Annotated in this window: 21 protein-coding genes and 1 pseudogene; 16 read left to right on the top strand and 6 right to left on the bottom strand. The window is 42.2% G+C overall.

Going from position 1 to position 18,277, the window contains the following annotated elements; translation table 11 throughout:
• The first annotated feature begins 15 nt into the window (after nucleotides 1–15).
• The 5 genes from F891_RS11525 to F891_RS11505 all read left to right on the top strand — a co-directional run bounded on the left by F891_RS11525 (nucleotide 16) and on the right by F891_RS11505 (nucleotide 4,132).
• Nucleotides 16–537: an acyl-CoA thioesterase gene (locus F891_RS11525; RefSeq protein WP_004280680.1), complete on the top strand. Its 522-nt coding sequence runs from the start codon at nucleotides 16–18 to the stop codon at nucleotides 535–537.
• A gap of 150 nt (nucleotides 538–687) precedes the next feature.
• The gene (locus F891_RS11520) at nucleotides 688–1,251 is read left to right on the top strand and encodes a TetR/AcrR family transcriptional regulator (protein WP_005106275.1); all 564 of its coding nucleotides are present in this window, start codon (nucleotides 688–690) and stop codon (nucleotides 1,249–1,251) included.
• A gap of 40 nt (nucleotides 1,252–1,291) precedes the next feature.
• Nucleotides 1,292–2,491: an MFS transporter gene (locus tag F891_RS11515; RefSeq protein WP_005263562.1), complete on the top strand. Its 1,200-nt coding sequence runs from the start codon at nucleotides 1,292–1,294 to the stop codon at nucleotides 2,489–2,491.
• Between the two features lies 1 nt (nucleotide 2,492).
• Nucleotides 2,493–3,386 (top strand): LysR substrate-binding domain-containing protein, encoded by an 894-nt coding sequence (locus F891_RS11510; protein WP_005104032.1) that lies wholly within the window; start codon nucleotides 2,493–2,495, stop codon nucleotides 3,384–3,386.
• 131 nt (nucleotides 3,387–3,517) lie between these two features.
• Nucleotides 3,518–4,132, top strand: a complete 615-nt coding sequence (locus F891_RS11505; RefSeq protein WP_005104031.1) for a glutathione S-transferase family protein — start codon at nucleotides 3,518–3,520, stop codon at nucleotides 4,130–4,132.
• A gap of 81 nt (nucleotides 4,133–4,213) precedes the next feature.
• Here the strand turns inward: F891_RS11505 and F891_RS11500 are convergent, their stop codons facing one another.
• Together F891_RS11500 and F891_RS11495 are read right to left on the bottom strand one after the other, a co-directional pair.
• Nucleotides 4,214–5,818, bottom strand: coding sequence for a bifunctional 3-(3-hydroxy-phenyl)propionate/3-hydroxycinnamic acid hydroxylase (locus tag F891_RS11500; RefSeq protein ID WP_005104029.1), 1,605 nt, complete (start codon nucleotides 5,816–5,818; stop codon nucleotides 4,214–4,216).
• Nucleotides 5,819–6,170: 352 nt separating this feature from the next.
• Nucleotides 6,171–6,404, bottom strand: a complete 234-nt coding sequence (locus F891_RS11495; protein WP_005104028.1) for a hypothetical protein — start codon at nucleotides 6,402–6,404, stop codon at nucleotides 6,171–6,173.
• Nucleotides 6,405–6,795: 391 nt separating this feature from the next.
• Here F891_RS11495 and F891_RS11490 point away from each other — a divergent pair, with 391 nt between their 5' ends.
• From F891_RS11490 to F891_RS11465, 7 genes and pseudogenes are all read left to right on the top strand, one after another.
• Nucleotides 6,796–7,803 (top strand): CobW family GTP-binding protein, encoded by a 1,008-nt coding sequence (locus F891_RS11490; RefSeq protein WP_005104027.1) that lies wholly within the window; start codon nucleotides 6,796–6,798, stop codon nucleotides 7,801–7,803.
• A gap of 101 nt (nucleotides 7,804–7,904) precedes the next feature.
• The gene (locus F891_RS11485) at nucleotides 7,905–8,435 is read left to right on the top strand and encodes a YaeQ family protein (protein WP_026055736.1); all 531 of its coding nucleotides are present in this window, start codon (nucleotides 7,905–7,907) and stop codon (nucleotides 8,433–8,435) included.
• Nucleotides 8,436–8,520: 85 nt separating this feature from the next.
• The gene (locus tag F891_RS11480) at nucleotides 8,521–9,144 is read left to right on the top strand and encodes an MgtC/SapB family protein (protein ID WP_005106283.1); all 624 of its coding nucleotides are present in this window, start codon (nucleotides 8,521–8,523) and stop codon (nucleotides 9,142–9,144) included.
• 86 nt (nucleotides 9,145–9,230) lie between these two features.
• Entirely contained in the window at nucleotides 9,231–9,569 is a 339-nt protein-coding gene (locus F891_RS11475; RefSeq protein ID WP_004280661.1) for an FKBP-type peptidyl-prolyl cis-trans isomerase, read from the top strand.
• Nucleotides 9,570–9,810: 241 nt separating this feature from the next.
• Nucleotides 9,811–10,002, top strand: a pseudogene (locus F891_RS18175) (histidine kinase); the annotation flags it as partial.
• A gap of 92 nt (nucleotides 10,003–10,094) precedes the next feature.
• The gene (locus F891_RS11470; protein ID WP_004782589.1) at nucleotides 10,095–10,847 is read left to right on the top strand and encodes an IS5 family transposase; all 753 of its coding nucleotides are present in this window, start codon (nucleotides 10,095–10,097) and stop codon (nucleotides 10,845–10,847) included.
• A gap of 168 nt (nucleotides 10,848–11,015) precedes the next feature.
• Nucleotides 11,016–11,816 (top strand): acetoacetate decarboxylase family protein, encoded by an 801-nt coding sequence (locus F891_RS11465; RefSeq protein WP_224213984.1) that lies wholly within the window; start codon nucleotides 11,016–11,018, stop codon nucleotides 11,814–11,816.
• 366 nt (nucleotides 11,817–12,182) lie between these two features.
• Here the strand turns inward: F891_RS11465 and F891_RS11460 are convergent, their stop codons facing one another.
• Nucleotides 12,183–12,578: a RepB family plasmid replication initiator protein gene (locus F891_RS11460; RefSeq protein WP_004782596.1), complete on the bottom strand. Its 396-nt coding sequence runs from the start codon at nucleotides 12,576–12,578 to the stop codon at nucleotides 12,183–12,185.
• An 88-nt stretch (nucleotides 12,579–12,666) separates the two neighbouring features.
• On the opposite strand from F891_RS11460, the gene F891_RS11455 reads away from it, so the two are divergent.
• Complete coding sequence (locus F891_RS11455; protein WP_228129161.1) at nucleotides 12,667–14,328, top strand: sensor domain-containing diguanylate cyclase; 1,662 nt, start codon at nucleotides 12,667–12,669, stop codon at nucleotides 14,326–14,328.
• On the opposite strand, the gene F891_RS11450 is transcribed toward F891_RS11455, so the two are convergent.
• Entirely contained in the window at nucleotides 14,325–14,792 is a 468-nt protein-coding gene (locus tag F891_RS11450) for a GNAT family N-acetyltransferase (protein WP_005263560.1), read from the bottom strand. The genes F891_RS11455 and F891_RS11450 overlap by 4 nt on opposite strands.
• 371 nt (nucleotides 14,793–15,163) lie before the next feature.
• On the opposite strand from F891_RS11450, the gene F891_RS11445 reads away from it, so the two are divergent.
• From F891_RS11445 to F891_RS11435, 3 genes are all read left to right on the top strand, one after another.
• Nucleotides 15,164–15,649 (top strand): hypothetical protein, encoded by a 486-nt coding sequence (locus tag F891_RS11445; RefSeq protein ID WP_004645804.1) that lies wholly within the window; start codon nucleotides 15,164–15,166, stop codon nucleotides 15,647–15,649.
• 259 nt (nucleotides 15,650–15,908) lie between these two features.
• Nucleotides 15,909–16,184: a hypothetical protein gene (locus F891_RS11440; RefSeq protein ID WP_005252614.1), complete on the top strand. Its 276-nt coding sequence runs from the start codon at nucleotides 15,909–15,911 to the stop codon at nucleotides 16,182–16,184.
• Between the two features lie 149 nt (nucleotides 16,185–16,333).
• A complete protein-coding gene (locus F891_RS11435) occupies nucleotides 16,334–16,831 on the top strand; it encodes a DUF2505 family protein (RefSeq protein ID WP_004280652.1) in 498 nt (165 codons plus the stop codon).
• Nucleotides 16,832–16,952: 121 nt separating this feature from the next.
• On the opposite strand, the gene F891_RS11430 is transcribed toward F891_RS11435, so the two are convergent.
• Nucleotides 16,953–17,627, bottom strand: coding sequence for a DUF1345 domain-containing protein (locus tag F891_RS11430; protein ID WP_005252612.1), 675 nt, complete (start codon nucleotides 17,625–17,627; stop codon nucleotides 16,953–16,955).
• Between the two features lie 198 nt (nucleotides 17,628–17,825).
• Nucleotides 17,826–18,275: a YbjQ family protein gene (locus F891_RS11425; protein WP_004731922.1), complete on the bottom strand. Its 450-nt coding sequence runs from the start codon at nucleotides 18,273–18,275 to the stop codon at nucleotides 17,826–17,828.
• Nucleotides 18,276–18,277 lie beyond the last annotated feature (2 nt).

The following is an 18,277-nucleotide window of genomic DNA, read 5'->3' as shown; positions in this document are numbered from 1 at the left end:
AGTTCAAAGAAAACGATGGCCCCTTTAGATCAAATTGCAGCAGTGTCGGATGACCAGTCAGAGTTAACGATGTCAGTTCTCATGACGCCAGATATGGCAAATTTTTCAGGAAATGTTCATGGTGGAACCATTCTGAAATTATTGGATCAGGTGGCGTATGCGTGTGCAAGTCGCTATTCGGGTAGTTATGTCGTGACCTTATCTGTAGACAAGGTGAATTTTAAAGAGCCGATTCACGTTGGTGAGCTGGTTACCTTTCTGGCCAGTGTGAATCATGTTGGCCGTACTTCAATGGAAATCGGGATTCGTGTAGAAGCCCAGAATATTCAAAAGAGAACGGTACGTCATACCAATAGCTGTTATTTCACCATGGTTGCGGTGGATGAAAATGGTAAACCAAAACAGATTCCAGCTTTGAACCTGGACAATGACTGGAAACGTTGCCGTTTTGAAGCAGCAGAACAGCGTAAAGTCGCGCGTTTGCAAGAAAATCATCATCCTTCATGCAGCATTTATAAAAAGACTGCACAGAGTTAAGTTAAATCGTGATTGAGAAAAGACCTTCATATGAAGGTCTTTTTTTTGCATCAATTTCAGTTTTTCACTGGAGCTTTGTTATTTTTTACCCTAATATAAAACGATACGTATCGTTTCGATTTTTAGATCTTAAAAGTTAAGTAGAAAAATATGAGCAGTGACGAAAAAAGTTCCCGACGACAGCAGTGCATTTTACAGGCGGTCGCAGATGCGCTGGCAGAATGTGAATATCATCAGCTGACGATTGAAGATGTAGCGGCACGTGCCGGTGTTGGCAAGTCTACGATTTATCGATGGTGGAAACATAAATCGGAACTGGTGCTGGACACTTTCAAACAGCATACAGCTTCGGTATTTGAGCTGGATACCTCTAAAAGCCTGAAAAGCAATCTCATTCAACAACTCGGTTCTTTATCTCAAGCGCTGAATCATCCGGTCGGTCGGGCTTTGCTGGTAGTGATTGCCAATCACCGCGAACTGGCAGGTGAGTTCTTTCAGCAATATCTCTTGCCACGTCGGCAACAGACCCATCAACTGATTCAGCAAGCGATTGAACGGGGAGAAATCCGCGCTGATTATCCTTTTGATTTGATGCTGGATACCTTATACGGCCCGATTCATTACCAGATCATTTTTTTCAACCGGATTCCAGATGAACACTATATCCAGAATCTGGTCGAGTTGGCCTTGCATCCGGTCACTGTTCAAGCCTGAGTTTGTGCTATTTCCCTACAAATTTTAAGAGTTGGTGATTATGTCAGTTAGCGCTGAGCGGTTATGGAATCGCTCATTTATCTTGTGCTTATTCAATAATTTTTTCCTGTTCGTTTATTATTTTGCCTTACTGACCATCTTGCCGATTTACATCATGAAAGATCTGGGCGGTTCGGTAAAAGAAGCGGGTCTGGCGCTGACGCTATTTTTGGCCTCTTCGATTGCGGTTCGGCCATTTTCCGGCATGATCCTCGAAAAGCTCGGCAAGAAAATCTCGATGCGCGGTGCAGGCGTGATTTTTGCCTTATTTTCCTTTAGTTATTTGCTGGTAGATAGCATGTGGTCGCTGTTGCTGGTGCGTTTTTTACATGGTATCTGGTTCAGTATTCTGACCACGGTGGCAGTACCCGTCGCTAATGAATTTATTCCTGAACAGCGCAAAGGTGAGGGCATGGGCTATTTCGTCATGTCGACCAATCTGGGTGTGGTTTTTGGGCCCTTGCTGGCATTGACCGTAATTCAGTTCACCAGCTTCAAAGTCTTATTTGGCATTCTTGCCGTTATCATTTCTTTGGGGCTCATTTTCTGTTGGATGCTCAAAATCACAGAGTTACCAAAACCTGAAGCTATAAGCACAGAAAAAACCAGCTTGAGCTTGCAGGATATTCTGGAAGTCAAAGTTCTGGCGGTAAGTTTTGTGGCTTTACTAACCGCTTTTGCCTACTCGGGCATCATGAGTTTTATTACTGCATTTAGTGAAACCAAGCAGCTTTTGGGCTATACCAGCGTATTCTTTATTGTATTTGCAGCATCCATGTTGCTGGTCAGACCTTGGGTTGGAAAGATTTATGACCGTAAGGGACCCAGTGCGGTGATTTATCCTTCATTTATTTTCTTTGCCATTGGTCTGGTGATTGTCAGTCTGATTTCCAATCAATGGATATTATGGTTGTCGGCAGTGTTTATTGGCATCGGTTATGGTTCACTATTCCCATGTTTGCAGACCTTGGCCATTCAGTCGGTCGACAAACAGCGTATGGGACATGCGATTTCAACCTTCTTTACCCTGTTTGATCTGGGTTTAGCGATCGGTTCCGTGGCAATGGGAGTATTGATTGCCTATTGGGGCTTTGAAACTACTTATGTTTTGAGTGCCGCACTCGTCATTGTGACGATATTGGTTTATCGTCAGTATGTTGCCAAAAAGCAAAATAAGCGCCCGGCAAGTTTGGAGTTATAAAATGGAATTAAGGCATTTACGTTATTTCGTTACGGTGGCGCAGGAACTGAACTTTACCCGTGCCGCGGAAAAATTAAATACGGTACAGCCTTCATTGAGCCAGCAAATCAAGGATCTGGAACGTGAGGTTGGCGTACAGTTGCTAGAGCGGAATAACCGTAAGGTCGGGCTAACTGAAGCTGGACAGGCGTTTTTAAAAGAAGCTTTACTGAGTCTTGAGCATGCAGAGCGCGCCATTCAGACTGCCAGACAGATCGCCAATGCGCAGCAGGACCAGCTGAATATCGGTTTTGTCCCGGTCGCGGAAATGAAAGTCTTTCCTTATATCATGCCGAATATCCGCGCGCATTTTCCTGAACTGAAAGCACAGTTTCACAGTCTGACCGATGCAGAACAGTTTAGTGCTTTAAGAAATGGACAGATTGACATTGCCTTTACCCGATATCCAGGGCAGTTGAGTGAGTTTGATTCGATCCGCATTTTTGATGAGCCTCTAACCCTGATCGTGCCGAAAGATTCCCCGGCTGCGGCCTTGTCCTATGTCAGTATCAAGAGTTTTGAAAATCAGGACTTTGTGATTAGTGGTGAGCAGTCCTCACCGCAACTGCATAAGCTGATTCAGGATTTTTTTAAACAGTCCAAATTAAAAGTGAATGTGGTGCAGTATTCCACCAATATTCTGCTCAATGTCAATCTGGTGGGAATGGGCGTGGGCTGGAGTCTGGTGCCAGCCTATGTGATTCCATTGCTCGGCGATAATATTGTGGTGAAAAAGACCCTAGAACCGTTACCGATGATTGGACTGTATGCCAATTATCGCAAGGATCAAAAACATGTGGTGATTGATCTGATTTTGAAAGTATTAAAAGAAAAGTTTTGTGTGGATCTTTTTTAATATTTAAACCTTCAATCTGCCCATCTAAAAAGCCGTGCGACAGAAATGATCTGTAGCACATCCTTTTAAATCGGGACTGCAAATCACTTTATACTGAACCTCTAACAATAAAAACCGGTTGAAGCAGGATGATGAAGCTCTATAACAACCCACAATCACGTGGCTTGACCTTGTTGCCTTTGCTGAAAGAATTGCAGATTGAAGATCAGATTGAGCAGGTGGAAGTTGCCTATGAGCATATGCATCAGCAGGCGTATACACGGATCAATCCGATGGGAAAAGTTCCCTGTCTGGTGGATCAAGGCGTCATTATTTCAGAAATGGCCGCCATTTTTATCTATCTGGCAGATAAATATCGTGACAAAGGATTGGCACCTGCTTTGGATGATCCGAAGCGTGGGGCGTATTTAAAATGGATGTTTTTCTGTCATGGACCCTTCACCGAATATATCGATATAAAAAATTTGCAGGTGTCGCCAGAAAATATTGAAAAGAACCGGAGAAGTTTAAGTTTTGGGAATGAAGTAGCCGTATTTGATTTTCTGCAACAGGGCATCGGGCAGGCTAGTCCTTATCTGTTGGGTGAAAAAGTCTCGGCGGCGGATCTCTATGTGGCTTACTGTTTGATCTTCGCCATATCTGCGAAAATTTTACCGCCATTTGACGAGTTCAGGCCCTTCCTGCAGCAGATGGCTCGCCGTGATTCCCTGAAAGATATTCCGTGGTTTCAGGAATACCGAGTCTAATTCCTCGGTCTATATATTGTCCGGGATATCTAAAAACAATAAAAAAACCACGCCGAAGCGTGGTGAAAGGTGACCCTAATATTATTTCAGGTAAAGCTTTTTAAACAGTTGCTGGCTGGTGCTTTCCATCGATTGAGGAATGGCCAGGGCAGCCACGAAACGGTCAGGACGTAAGATCACAACGGATTCAGACGTGTTGCCAAACCACGAGCGGATATCTGTGCCGATATCACCAATAGTGATGACATCTTCATACTCTTTGCGCTGGTTATTTTGCAATTGCACCGCAGGAATTACCTGGATGAATTTCACGCCGAGCGATTTCCACTGTTGCAACGTCTCCGGACTAAGACCCCATTTCGGATCAACACCCCAGGCAATAATCGCAAAATCATTGCCGATCACTTCATCCAGTAATACGGTTTCACCCGAAGCCAGTTGAACTTGAGGCTGGATAAACATCTTACCGACTGGAGAGTTCTTGGCTCCGTTACTCAAAAGTGCGCCGTCATGATATTTTGGCATTGGCTTGAAACGCATTTCCAGCAGGTACTGTTTGATCGGCTTGATGTAGTTCAGGGCATAGGCAATACCATCACGAACAAAACCTTGCCATTTTTTCGGTGGTGCCAGTACGTGACCTGCCATCACCGACAGGTCAATCATCGCCTTGGCATGGTCTTTACGTTCGATCTGATACGAATCTAAAAGTGCTGGGCCAGCTTTGCCTTGAACAACCAGCGCCATTTTCCAGGCCAAGTTAAAGGCATCACGCATACCGCTGTTATAGCCCTGACCTTGCCATACCGGCATAATGTGCGCAGCATCACCGGCAAGCAAAATACGGTCGACACGGAACTTGTCCGCAATACGGGCATTATGAGTATAGACACGCTGACGGATCACTTCAATACCATCCGTGCTTGGTAACACCTTGGACAGAAGTTTGGCAATATTTTCCGGTTTGCTCAGTTCTTCCTGCGTTTCACCCGGCATAACCATAAATTCAAACCGGCGAATACCATGTGGCAATGCGGCTGATACATAAGGACGTACAGGATCACAACATAAGTAAATATGCGGTGTAGCCAGCGGGTCATTCTCAAGGTCGATCACGATCCATTGATTCGGTGCGGTTTCACCTTCAAAGGCAATGCCCAGGTTGCGGCGCACATAAGAATTACCGCCATCACAAGCAATCAGGTATTGAGCGCGGATGGTTTCTGCATCGCCCTCTTTATTTTGCAGGTTAAGTGTTACGCCGTCAGCATCTTGACTAAACTGGGTCAATTGACGAGAAAACAGCACTTGGGTGTTTTTATATTGCTTTAAGCCTTGCAGCAGAACGTTATCGACTTGTGGCTGAATAAAGGCATTACGGCGCGAGAAACCAAACTCACGTGTTAAAGGTTGAATATCAGCAAAACAGCGACCTTTAGGCGTTAAGAAGCGCATCGCATGATTCGGGGTGGTATGCGGTAAGACTTGATCGACTAAACCCAAAGATTGAATGGTACGCAAGGATTCATCATCGATTCCAATCGCACGTGGATAATCAATCAAACTATCCAGTTGCTCGACAATCGTGACAGCTACGCCTTGCTTGCTCAGATAGTTGGCAATGGTTAAGCCGACAGGGCCGGCGCCGAGAATTGCCACTTCAGTAGTGTAATTAGTATTGCTCATAGCGAATGTCCATTCAATCGACTTGCATTTGATGCTATTAAGGGACAGTGAGAAGCCAGAAACAAGTTAGGCGATAGTAGCTGAAGTATATGGATAATATTGGATTGAAATGGGTGTTTTTTAAATAAGAAATTGATTTTAAATATAAAAATAATAAAAGCTTAATAGCCAGTATTAATTCTATGATCAGTTTTGACTATGGTGATAAATGGATTTTGCGCAATAAAAATGCTGAACCAGCATCAAGCATGATTCAGCATCGAATAAGATCGGGGCAGTATAGGACAAAGCCTACTGGAGAATTACTGTCCCTGATATCTTCATTGAAGGATTAAACGAGTCGTTCAATCACTTAACGTACAGCAGGTTTTGCAGGGGGCGTGCTTTCCGCAGCAGCTTCAGAGGCAGCAGGCTGCTCTGCAGATGCGCCTGCAACTGGAGCATTTGATTCAGGTAATTCCTGAGTAGTCACAATCACTTTTTCTTCTGCAGTGGTGGTTTTCGCATCTGTGGTTTTGCTGTCAGCAAAACTGGTGGCTGCAGCAGCAGTAAGCGTAGTGGCAAGTAAGATTTGTGCATATTTCATTTTTGGCATCCTTTTATTCATGTCATGTAATCTGCTGAACTGACCATCACATCAATTCGACAGATGCCCATCCTAAGCACAGGAATTTTACTGAGCAAATCAATTAACAAAAGCGACACGCAGGGAATAACTGAGCAGATACAAAACTGAGAAAGTTATTTTATTTCTGTTAATTATGCAGAGTTTTATTTAATGAAAGTGTGTATGAATATTTCAAAAATCAAATTTGAAATAAAAGTTAACATAGAAAATTGATAATTTTGGATCATTCCATTAATTTTTATCTCTGTGATTTTCACATCGTGTTTGCGAAGAACACGCATTTTAAAGTCACACTGTGCTTTATAATGCAGAGTATTGCTATTTCTATTCAATCTCTTGAGAGTCGATTTTGAAAATTCTGTCAGCGTCGCAGGCTATTCCTGTCCATATCATTTCCGGATTTTTGGGTGCAGGTAAAACCACACTACTCAAACATTTATTACAGCAAAAACCGGAACAGGAAATCTGGGCTGTGCTAATGAATGAATTCGGCCAGATTGGGGTAGACCAGCAGTTATTGCCGCAAGATCAGGGTTATGCGGTCAAAGAGCTGTTGGGTGGTTGTCTATGTTGCAGTAGCCAGTTACCGATGCAGATTGCCTTGTCACGCCTGCTGTCAGAAGTGAAACCGGATCGTCTGTTTATCGAACCTACCGGACTGGGGCATCCTGGCCAATTACTGGAACAGCTGACCGAACCGCACTGGCAGAGTCATTTAAACATGCAGGCATTGGTCACAGTGGTAGATGGTTCACGTTTGCATGATCGAGACTGGACTCAGCAAAACCTGTACGCAGACCAACTCAAGGCAGCGCATATTGTGGTGATTTCACATACTGACTTGATGACAACCGCAGACCACGCAGCACTCACGCAACTTCAGACAGAATATCAACCTTATGCCCAACAGTGGTTGTTCACCGAGCATGGACAACTCGATATCGAACTGATCAAGCAGGACTATCGGGGTTCCGCCCGTCAGATTCAGCCTTTGTTAAAACAGCAACAGACCACCCGTTCAGCAGATACGCCCTTAGTGATTCAGCAAATGCCTTATCATTATGTAGAAAGCGCGCAGGGTTATCAGGTTGCGGGCTGGAAATTGCCAAAACGCTGGCAATTCAATTTTTATGATCTGCTGGATCTGCTCTGTGAACAAAAAGACTGGCTCAGAATCAAGGGAATTTTTAATACGGATCAAGGCTGGAAAAGCTTTAATTTTAATCCTGAGCAGTTTAATTATCAGTCGGCAGATGAAGGCATTGATAACCGGGTAGAAGTGATTTATCAACAGTCACGGGATTGGCTGGCCTTTGAAACTGCCCTGATGCAATGTCGTATGGATCCAGAGAAATAATGGTACTGTTTCTAGTGCGCTGAATGAATTATTGGCCTAAATCTGTTCAGCAAAATAGCGCTAAATCTTATATGCTAGGCGCCAAATTTGAGGATTATGTGATGGCGTTAAAAGCGACGATTTATAAGGTTGATTTGAATATTGCGGATATGGATACGCATCGTTATGAGGATTATCAGCTGACGATGGCGCTGCATCCTTCAGAAACCATTGAACGCTTGATGGTGCGTATTCTGGCCTATGCACGCTATGCCGATGAAGCACTGGAATTTACCAAGGATCTGTTTGAAACCGATGAACCGGCACTCTGGGAAAAGGATCTGACCGGGCAACTGGTCAAATGGATTGAAGTCGGTAGCCCGGACGAAGATAAAGTCAAAAAGGCCAGTGCGCGTTGCAAGCAGGTCGCAGTCGTCACCTATGGTTCTGCGGTGGATGAATGGTATAAGCGCAGCAGCAAATTAAAAATCTTAAAAAATGTGGAAGTGTGGAAGTTATCTACCGCAACCACCGACGCATTGCCACAGTTATGCGAACGCACCATGCAGTTACAGCTCAATGTGATGGATGGTGAATGGACCTTGATTGGCGATCAGGGCCAGGTGCTGGTGGAGTGGGAACAGTTACAATAAGGCCAAATAAGGATGCAAGTCTGGACTTGTATCCTGTAGCTCAAATTGCGTATATCTGAGGAATAAGAATACGCAGGGTTGCACCATGTACCATGAACTTTATGATTTACTGCTAGCTGTCGCGATCGGCGCAATTATTGGTGCAGAGCGTGAGTATCACAGTAAATCTGCCGGACTGCGTACCATGATTATGGTCAGTCTGAGTTCCTGTTTATTTACCATTATTTCCCTGAAAATAGGCGTGGCCAATCCTGACCGGCTGGCCGCCAATGTCTTGACTGGACTAGGTTTTCTAGGTGCTGGTGTTATCCTGAAAGATGATAACCGTATTTCTGGAATTACCACCGCGACCACCATCTGGATGACAGCCGCACTCGGCATGGCGGTCGGTGCAGGCTATGAACTCTTAAGTATTTGGGCTACTTTTATTGTCATGGTGGTGCTGGTTCTATTGATGTATGTACAGCGCGGCATCGAATCTCTGAATCAGGAACGCAATTATGAAATTGTCTGTCCATTTGATGAAAATGATTCCAATCACTACGAAATGCTATTTAAGCGTTACAAGCTAAAAGTGGTGCATTCCTCACAAAAAAAAGTCGATCAACAGATTGTCGGACGCTGGATCCTGATGGGATCGGCCAAGAATCATCAAGAATTAACCCAGTATTTACTCAATGATAAGAATATTCAGGAACTCAGCTTTTAACCCATCAATGACCCAGACTTAAAAAAACAGAGCAATCCGGTTTATACTGAGCTTTGAAATTTTATGCTCCTCTCAGGTAAATAACCATGATCAACGAACTTGAAATTATTGATTTAAAAGTAGGTGAAGGTAAAGAAGCGGTGAAAGGTGCCTTAATTACCACGCACTATACTGGCTGGCTGGAAGATGGAACCAAGTTTGATTCTTCTATTGACCGTGGTAATTATTTTGAAACCGTCATTGGCACAGGTCGTGTAATCAAAGGCTGGGATCAGGGGATTCTGGGAATGAAAGTTGGCGGTAAGCGTAAACTGATGGTGCCTGCACATTTGGCCTATGGCGAACGTAAAATGGGTAAAGTCATTCCAGCCAATTCTAACCTGATTTTTGAAATTGAACTGTTTGATGTAAAAACACGTGATTAAAATGATTTAACTTTCTGAATATAAGTTATATTTTTTATTAAAATATGTACGGTGATTCCGGTGCAGTCGCTTCAAAATAGGCTGTGCCGGAGAAGCTACAAAAAACATCTAAAAAGATTTGAAATCAAAAATATTCCTTGTAAATTATAAGAATAATAAAGAATTATCTTGAGATAGAACGTATTTGCATAACTTGATAAGGAATGTCTGTTTTTTCGTATTTGTCTGTGCCTTTAGCTGGATGACTTGCATCACAAGTTCAGCAATCGCTCAGGATGAACTCCCGTCGCCGTCATTTCAGCAGCAATCTCACGACCATATTGCTGAAGTCCATTTTACCGAACATAGTACGAGTCCTTTGCAGGGAAAATGGCTGTTTTATCCGAGCCAGTTTATTATTCAGCCCAGTCCTGTACTGCAGTCAAAAACAGTTAGGGCGTGTTGAACATTGGGTATAAATTAATGGCAAAAAAAATAGCGAACGGTTAATCTTTAAGTTCTCACACAAAAAAGATATCGTTCGCTATGCCTCGCACCATGCTCAAAGATGAACACTGGACAAGACTGAAACCTATATTACTAGAACTTAATATCTATGACAAAGGAAATCTTAGACAAACGGTTGAAGGCGTGCTTTATCGCATGCGTGTTGGCTGTCCTTGGCGCGACTTACCCGAGTATTTTGGCAAGCCTAATACCATCTATAAAGCTTACCAGCGCTGGTTTCGCAGTAATAAGCTGATTGCATTATTTACGTTACTGATCAAAGACGCAGACCTTGAGTGGGTCTTTATCGATGGCACTCATATTAAAGCGCATCAGCACAGCAATGGAGGCAACGAGAACCTACAATCCATTAGCAAAAGTGTGGCAGGCCGCGCGACCAAGATTCACTTAGCAGTTGATGCTCATGGCAATCCGATTATCTTTCTTTTATCAGATGGCACAACCCACGATGTCAAAGTCGCACCTGATTTAATAGATAAGGTTAATTTGAGCGATACAGAGGTTTTATGTGCCGATAAAGGCTATGATTCTGATGCACTACGAGCCCATATTGAACAAGCAGGGACGCATAATAACATCCCTCGAAAACGAAACACTCAGTCTTCTAACGACCATATGGACTGGGACTTGTATAAAGCCAGGCATCTAGTAGAAAATGCTTTCGCTAAGCTAAAACAGTATAGGGCGGTTGCCACCAGATTTGATAAGCTCAAGCAGAGTTATGAAAATACGGTCGCTCTTGCTTGTGCTTATATCTGGCTCAAATTATGAATGTTCAACAGGCTCTAGTTATAACTTCCAAACTTTAAATTAATTGAGTAGAACGCACTGCCTTACACAATAACGCTTTATACTTTTCTATTGTCATGTTCAAATAAAACTGATTAAAAATAATCTGATAATAACAAAGGTACTTAACCTATGATAATGAATAAAAACGTGAATAATAAATGGCATGCTGACCCATTTTTTCAACAAGCCACCCACACAAGACAGATGTCACAAGGTGAGGCTCAGCTGCCTATTAAGTACTTTGATGCGTCAAGCCTGATTGCTTTTTTTATGGTCGATTATGACAAAGCAGTCAGTGTATTGGACAATCCAAAGTTAAAGGTTGCTAAGCTTATAGGCAATAAAGCGTTATTTAGTCTAGCTTTCTATGATTATCGTGAATTAACTGATGGCGAGCCTTATCACGAAGTTGCATCAAGTATGCTTGTCTATCCTGCAGACCAAGACACACCGACTCATCCATTGGTGGAAATGACATTACCACCAGATCGACGCAATACCGGCATGTGGGTTTGTGATTTACCGGTAACCACCGAAGTTGCGTGTCGTGCAGGTAAAGAATTATGGGGCTACCCGAAATTCGTCACCGATATTGATTTTAATTTAGACAATAAGGATTTTAGTAGTTCTGTCAAACATCCAGAGAATCCTCAAACATCAATCTTGTCATTATCAGGTACGATCGGCGCATCAGTTACCGCACCTTGGGCAGACTTAGTTTTATATTCAATGTTAAATGATGCGTTAATACGGGCAACCGCAGATACACGTACATTAAATGGCGCTAAAATTGCCACTAAAGGTGATCTTAAGCTAAGTGTTGATACAACGAACAGTCACCCAATGGCACAAAGGCTCAATAGTCTTGAGTTAAATGGTGCGACGCCTTTTTCAGTCACCTTTACTGATAGCTTGCAATTGCGTTTAAATGAAGGCGTAATTTTTTGATTGATGATTTGAACTTCAAAAATCTGCTTACAGTAAATTTTTTTAAGGAGCAATTCAATAATCAATTAACTCCTTCTACTTTAATGCTAACATGCTTACTTAAACAATCAGACTCATAATATCTATTGTTCGCATAACGGGCGTTATGACAAATGACTTCAATTAGAACGGTAATCATCCCAAGTATCAGACCCTTATCTAATAGAATTAAGTTGCATACCACTCTTTGAGCCGGTAGTGAGAAGTCAATTACTTTTTAACAGACGGTATACCCCAAAGGAACCACTTAAAAAGCCTCTTAGGCCTATTAATAGGCTACCTAAAACAGACCAATATAAGAGAACCACTTATAATAAACTGCTAGCCTTAATACTCTAAATAATCCCTGATTGGACGTTTCTTAAATTGAGAAGCGTCTTTTTTAAGGCGATTAACCATCTCAAACTCCCATCCTTGCTGCGACTGTCCAGCTGGGCTAGTCGGACTTACTAAATGATTGTATTCTGCCATAAAAGCAGGATTGCGAACGATACGTCCTAGCTGTTTATCATTTAAACCCTCAACTGTGAACATATCAGCAGTATCAACATCACGCAACTTACTTGTTTTTTCTGTTTTAGTTTTCAGTTTCTCATGAACTACAAACTTAAAGCCTGTAATTGTCCTACCTTTTTTCACCTGCGTATAACTGACTTTAATATCTGATTTTTCATTAATTTCTTTAACAGCAAGGTCTAATACTCTTAGTTTAAAGTTACCCATACGCTTGTATTCATGATCTTCTATACCTAACTGGTCTCTGAACTTGTTAAGCTCAAGCAGAGTTATGAAAATACGGTCGCTCTTGCTTGTGCTTATATCTGGCTCAAATTATGAATGTTCAACAGGCTCTAAATTACCAGCCTCTTTTAAAACTCTGGCGGGTTCAAATTCTGGCTACGGCACCTTTATTGGCTATTTTAAAATTCCGAAAGAATTTATCGGGCGACGCATCGCGATTCGGATTCCGACCCAATACGGTGCCTATCGGGTATATGTCAATGGACAGTTTATTGTTCGGCTCGGGGAAATCAGTACTACACCTGAAAAGCAGGTGACTGAAAAAGCACCGCGTATTGGCTATTTTGTTCCAGAAACTGAATATATTACTTTAAGCATTCAGGCTTCCAATTATACCCACTTGCATGGTGGTCTCGAACGACCGATGCAGATCGGCGTTGCAGGTACCATCAATCGCCAATTCCAGCAGCTCATGATGAGTATTGCCATGGTGTGCGGCGCGGTACTTGGGGTGGGGATGTTTACTATTCTGTTTTCGGTCTTCAGAGGATCACGAGAACGTAACAGTAAAAGTATCTTTGTTTTTGGCTGGTTTATTGTCTTTTTGGCCCTGCATAACCTGTTTTCTGCACCCTATGCCTATTCGGTATTTACCAATATTAACTGGCTGTGGGGAACCCGCTTAGAGTATCTGTTTACTTTTGTTGCTGCCTTCTTTTTTCTCAGTTATATGCATCTGTTTAATCGGCGCTATTTAAATCCGGTGATTTATTATATCGCGGTGGCCTTACTGGTCTTTAACATTATTTTTACCCTATTTTCACCTCCTGAGATATTTGAACGACTGGCCCTATTTAGTGCGATTTTCGCCCTGGTCATCATCGGTAATTTTATTTACGGCTTTTATCAGACCTTACGTTATAAAGAGCATTATTCACGTCTAAATCTGATTGCGATTATTTTCCTCTGTGTCACTTTTTTGAATGATTATCTGTTGCTGATCAATGTAATTAAAACCACGCATCTGTTCTTTATCTCAACCAGTATCTATGCCTTATTAATCATGTTTCAGCAGTCCAGACATTATGCACATCAAACTTATGAGACTGAACAGCTAAACCTGAACCTGATCGCACTCAATAATTCGCTCGATCAAAAAGTCAAAGAGCGTACCCAGCAGCTGCGTGAAGTGAATGCCAAACTGGAACAGCAGATGAATATTGATGCACTGACCGGAGCTTTTAACCGGCGTGCCTTAAATCATGAAATCCAGCAGCAGTTTATACAGACCCAACAACAGCCGCAACATACCTTAATTTTTGCCATGCTCGATGTCGATTTTTTTAAAAATTATAATGACTACTATGGCCACTTAAAAGGCGATGAAATCCTGAAAAATCTGGTCAGGATTATTCAAGGCACTTTGCCACCGTCTGGCTATCTGGCACGTTATGGTGGTGAAGAGTTTGCGATTCTGCTCACTGGAATGCCGGTTCAAACTGCCCTTAAAAATCTGGAAAATGTGTTAAACCAGATTCGGGAACAGCGTATGCAACATCTGAATCGGCCAGATGCAAAAGATTATGTTACGGTTAGTATGGGCGCGGCCTGGGTTGAACAAAAACATGGCTATGCAGATATTCATGAATTGATGAAAGCGGCAGATGTGCAGCTCTACGCCGCCAAACAGGCAGGACGTGATCAGTTGAAAATTGAAAAAGAGGCCGATTAAAAAACATATTTATACAGATAACGCGATTCATCTTCTGACTCGGCAGAATGTGGATGAAAGCCGCAGTGTTGATAATAACTTAAGGCAGTTTGAGTAGACTGTATTTCAATCTGATGAATTTTTTTCTTTAATAAAGCGTGATGCATTTGATGAAATAACTCGGTGCCAAACCCCAGCCTTTGGCAGTGTTGGGCCACATAATGCATCCGGATTTCTCCAGCATCACTGACCAATAAGAACCCGACGACCTTGTCATAGATGAGATAAACCCAGCAATCGTTATACAGCATATCGACAATCAGGCTGGCATGATCAAACTTTTCTAGCCAGGTTTGAATTTTGCTTTCTTCACGCTGATGATCCAGTACACAGGACTGAATGCTGTCATGAATGACCTGAATAATTTGAGGTATATCTTCGACCCTCCCTTCACGAATCATAATATTATTCATTTTCTCGAACATTTATAGGGAAGGTTTATTTGATAAAAAAGAAGAGGGTAAAAAACAGAACAATATTGTAGTTTTTTGAGCATCTTTGCTGTGATTTATCAATGTGAAGATTGGTTCTGTTGCTGATTTGTCCTGTTTGTTTATCTTAAGTTCTTAAATCTCATTACAGCGTTAAAAATAAAAAATCAAAGTAAATCCATTTTTAAATAAATCGAAGTTCGAATCTGGGCACAAATGAGCAAGCAGAGAAGATAAATAGTAAAAATAAGCCTCAAGTTTGCACTGTATAAAAAATAGACGTATGCTGAGTCAAAAGGGACTATTCAAATGAATCTTGATCCTATAACCATAAAAATAAAATTAGTCACATGAGATCATCCACCATGCTGAAATTACTGCTGTTGTTATGTGTTTTATTCATGTTGAATGCTGCCTGGATCGTCGGCAGAAAGATCTATAAAGCTCAGCGCCATCTGGTGTGTCAGCGTCCAGAAAAACCGGCACAGATTTCTAGCATGACAGAGCAAGAGGTCATCGAGCAAGAGCAGCAAGTACATCTGGTGGATGCTTATGAACTGGAACTGTTTGACGATGTGGCACAGCTATTCTTTCAACGGCAGGTGCATATTGAGAATCGGGCACAGGCCGAACAGTTACAGCAAGAACTATTACAAAAAATGCCGATGCACAGTGGTACCCAGATTCGTCAGATGGATTTAGGCGAATGGTCTATTTTCTGGAATTTTTATGATCAGTCACTGGAATATTATGTCGGTCGCTATGGCGTATTCTATGCACATGTCGACCGTTTTGGAGAAGAGCACCGGCATGAAATTCGTAGGGAACTTTTGCATTCTGACTGTGCTTAGAACACCACTTTCAGTCATTTTCTACGATTGAAGATCTCAGACTACGTACTTAAGCCATTGCAATTCAGAAAAGGTATCTCATGCCTTAGCTCAGATTTTTTCTGCCGCTTGGCGGAAATAGCCCATATAATTTATCTCCTTCAAGCCATAATCTTGCGCTAGAAAAACCTCAAGACTCGTGAATCCTATTCTTGAAATAGTCATTTAAAATGTACGAAGTCTGGCGAACAATGATCCGGACTAAAAAGGCAGGAGCGCTATGATCATTGGTTTTCATCAAGCACAATTACAGAAGTTTATTGCACTCGCGATGAAGATCGAAGCTGAGCCTGAACTGTATTTGCAGTTTGATTCGGTCTCGGATTTTTATAAGACTGACTGGTTGCAGGATTTTCCGGTTGGTACAGAATACTATATTTCCGGTCTGGACGATGGTGCCGATGAGTTTCATGCCGTGATTTATTATGGTGAAGCACAGCTACAGATCAGCTGTGGACAAGCACAGCTTTCAGTAAAACTATGTTGCAAACATTGACCGGATTGCCGGTATTTCCCGATAAAAGAATAATGACATCCGCTATAAAGTTGATATAAATTGCAGAGTCATCTCTGTATCTGATTTTTATTCGCATCAGCCGAGAGTGGCATAGGCGAATATCGTAATAAAAATAAGGAAAAAATAGCATGGCACATCAGTTCACCGTGAAAGCAATTATCAATGGCGTGTCTATTGATGAATTTAAGCGTTTGGCCAATGATATTCGTTTGCATGAGGCAGTTTGCCATCGAATTCCTGCGCAAAACTTGGAAATCCTGGTTTCGGAAAAGCAGGGGCATATGTATACCCTGAAACGCGCTTATAATCTGGATGTTAATATTCCTGATATCGCAAAAAAATTACTCAAAGATGCATTCCGTTTGCAGCGTACCGATGTTAGCGATCTGAATGAAATGACTTCGACGGTACAACTCGGTGCGAACTTGCCGATCGAGGCCATTTGTCAGCGTGCAGTTACCGGAGATGAAGACCAGATCCAGTTCCAGCTAAACTGGACAGTCAAAGTCAAAGTGCCTTTGCTGGGTGGCATGCTAGAAAAGCATGCTGAAGGTGAGATTCGTAAATTTAGTGAAATTGAACTCAGCATCGTCGAAGATGAATTGCGTAAAGGTCTCACCGCTTGAAGCAATCAAAAAGTGTGATTGACTTAATTTAAAAACTGCTCAGGTTAGACGCAGGATAGTGGTAGCTGATTGGGCAGTAGATCGCTATTTTCAGGGTACTGCCACTATCCAAAAAACTTTTTTAAGTACTGATAAAGTTTGCCGTCACGTTAATGCTGATGGCCAGAATGGTGGTATTGAATCCGTAGGCCAAAAGCAAATGTAGGGTATTGAGAACCCGCATGGATTGGCAAGTAATGGATACATCTGCAGTTTGCGCAGAAGTCCCGATGATATAACTAAAATATAGAAAGTCCGGATAAGTCGGTCTGGTGGTATTGGGGAAATCTAGTCCGCCTTGTTGCTGTTTATCGAGCGCCAAATAAAAGTCATGCGCATAATGAATTGCAAAAATCGTATGCATCAAGAACCAAGCTGAAATAATGGTCAGAACTGACAAGATTAAATGACCGGTTCGGATGGTGGTATCTTGGGGTAAATGATTAATTTCAATAATAATCGCAATAAAACACATGATCAGGGTGATGATCACCAGAAACAGAATGATCCATTTACTGGCATCCTGTTGCATGGCGCGTTGCAGAATATGAGCATGATCAATACGCCAGAGTTTTTTTATGGTCAATAATAAATAAGCGTAAATCGCGATATTCCAGCTGATTAACAGGCAGCTTGACCAGCTCAAAGGGGTGACTGTCTGTAAAATCAGATAAAATCCAATAATGGCTGGGAAAATAATAAAGAAATACAGACGGGATTGAAGTGCCGTTTTTATAGATTGAAGAAGCTGCATCATGCCATTTATATTTGTTTTGCTGACTTCTCAAGATCCTAGCACAGAACCGTTTGCAATAAAGAAGATTGCAACGGTCTGAGTTATTTCCTCTACAACATTTCATCCTAAAGGTGTCGAACTGATTCGAGTTGAGTCATTTGACTGCGCGGATCGCGTAGCAGGCGTGATTATCTCAATAGATTTTTTCTGAACTGATGTTTAAACGGATTGAGCGGGTTGTTGGATTGCAGTGCCATAAGCAAAGACTTCCACCATGCCACCTTGCATACCGAGTTCAGTCGTGCTGAGCCGAATGCCCATAATCTGAGTCGCACCAATTTTTTCGGCTTCCAGTTTTAAACGTACAATCGCTTCACGTCGTGCGCGTTCTACTACACTTTCATAGCTGGTCAGACGGCCACCCAGCATATTCTGTACATTGGCAATCGCATATTTAAAATAATCATGGGAAATGACCACATTGCTGCTGATCATCTGTCCGGAATATTCAGACACAACGAAGCGGCTATTGTTCACCCGGATATAGGCCAGACGTTGTTCCTGTTCATCCAGATAACGAAAATGTTTACCTTCGTTATAACGTCCAAAACCGAAACCAACACTAAACAGAATGGCAAAAATGATGATCTGGAGAATTAAACCATCCATGC

Source organism: Acinetobacter sp. CIP 101966 (assembly GCF_000369725.1).
GTDB lineage: Bacteria > Pseudomonadota > Gammaproteobacteria > Pseudomonadales > Moraxellaceae > Acinetobacter > Acinetobacter lwoffii_Q.
The sequence above is the reverse complement of the archived record's forward strand: the minus strand, read 5'-3'. Positions and strand labels throughout refer to the sequence as shown.

Bases quoted from the DNA above. Each gene is read 5' to 3' on its own strand.
- F891_RS11470 (WP_004782589.1), top strand. From the start codon at position 10,095: ATGCCTCGCACCATGCTCAAAGATGAACACTGGACAAGACTGAAACCT.
- F891_RS11440 (WP_005252614.1), top strand. From the start codon at position 15,909: ATGATCATTGGTTTTCATCAAGCACAATTACAGAAGTTTATTGCACTC.
- F891_RS11435 (WP_004280652.1), top strand. From the start codon at position 16,334: ATGGCACATCAGTTCACCGTGAAAGCAATTATCAATGGCGTGTCTATT.
- F891_RS11445 (WP_004645804.1), top strand. From the start codon at position 15,164: ATGCTGAAATTACTGCTGTTGTTATGTGTTTTATTCATGTTGAATGCT.
- F891_RS11495 (WP_005104028.1), bottom strand. From the start codon at position 6,404: ATGAAATATGCACAAATCTTACTTGCCACTACGCTTACTGCTGCTGCA.
- F891_RS11510 (WP_005104032.1), top strand. From the start codon at position 2,493: ATGGAATTAAGGCATTTACGTTATTTCGTTACGGTGGCGCAGGAACTG.
- F891_RS11520 (WP_005106275.1), top strand. From the start codon at position 688: ATGAGCAGTGACGAAAAAAGTTCCCGACGACAGCAGTGCATTTTACAG.
- F891_RS11450 (WP_005263560.1), bottom strand. From the start codon at position 14,792: ATGTTCGAGAAAATGAATAATATTATGATTCGTGAAGGGAGGGTCGAA.
- F891_RS11500 (WP_005104029.1), bottom strand. From the start codon at position 5,818: ATGAGCAATACTAATTACACTACTGAAGTGGCAATTCTCGGCGCCGGC.
- F891_RS11485 (WP_026055736.1), top strand. From the start codon at position 7,905: ATGGCGTTAAAAGCGACGATTTATAAGGTTGATTTGAATATTGCGGAT.
- F891_RS11430 (WP_005252612.1), bottom strand. From the start codon at position 17,627: ATGATGCAGCTTCTTCAATCTATAAAAACGGCACTTCAATCCCGTCTG.
- F891_RS11460 (WP_004782596.1), bottom strand. From the start codon at position 12,578: ATGGGTAACTTTAAACTAAGAGTATTAGACCTTGCTGTTAAAGAAATT.
- F891_RS11425 (WP_004731922.1), bottom strand. From the start codon at position 18,275: ATGGATGGTTTAATTCTCCAGATCATCATTTTTGCCATTCTGTTTAGT.
- F891_RS11480 (WP_005106283.1), top strand. From the start codon at position 8,521: ATGTACCATGAACTTTATGATTTACTGCTAGCTGTCGCGATCGGCGCA.
- F891_RS11475 (WP_004280661.1), top strand. From the start codon at position 9,231: ATGATCAACGAACTTGAAATTATTGATTTAAAAGTAGGTGAAGGTAAA.
- F891_RS11515 (WP_005263562.1), top strand. From the start codon at position 1,292: ATGTCAGTTAGCGCTGAGCGGTTATGGAATCGCTCATTTATCTTGTGC.
- F891_RS11505 (WP_005104031.1), top strand. From the start codon at position 3,518: ATGAAGCTCTATAACAACCCACAATCACGTGGCTTGACCTTGTTGCCT.
- F891_RS11525 (WP_004280680.1), top strand. From the start codon at position 16: ATGGCCCCTTTAGATCAAATTGCAGCAGTGTCGGATGACCAGTCAGAG.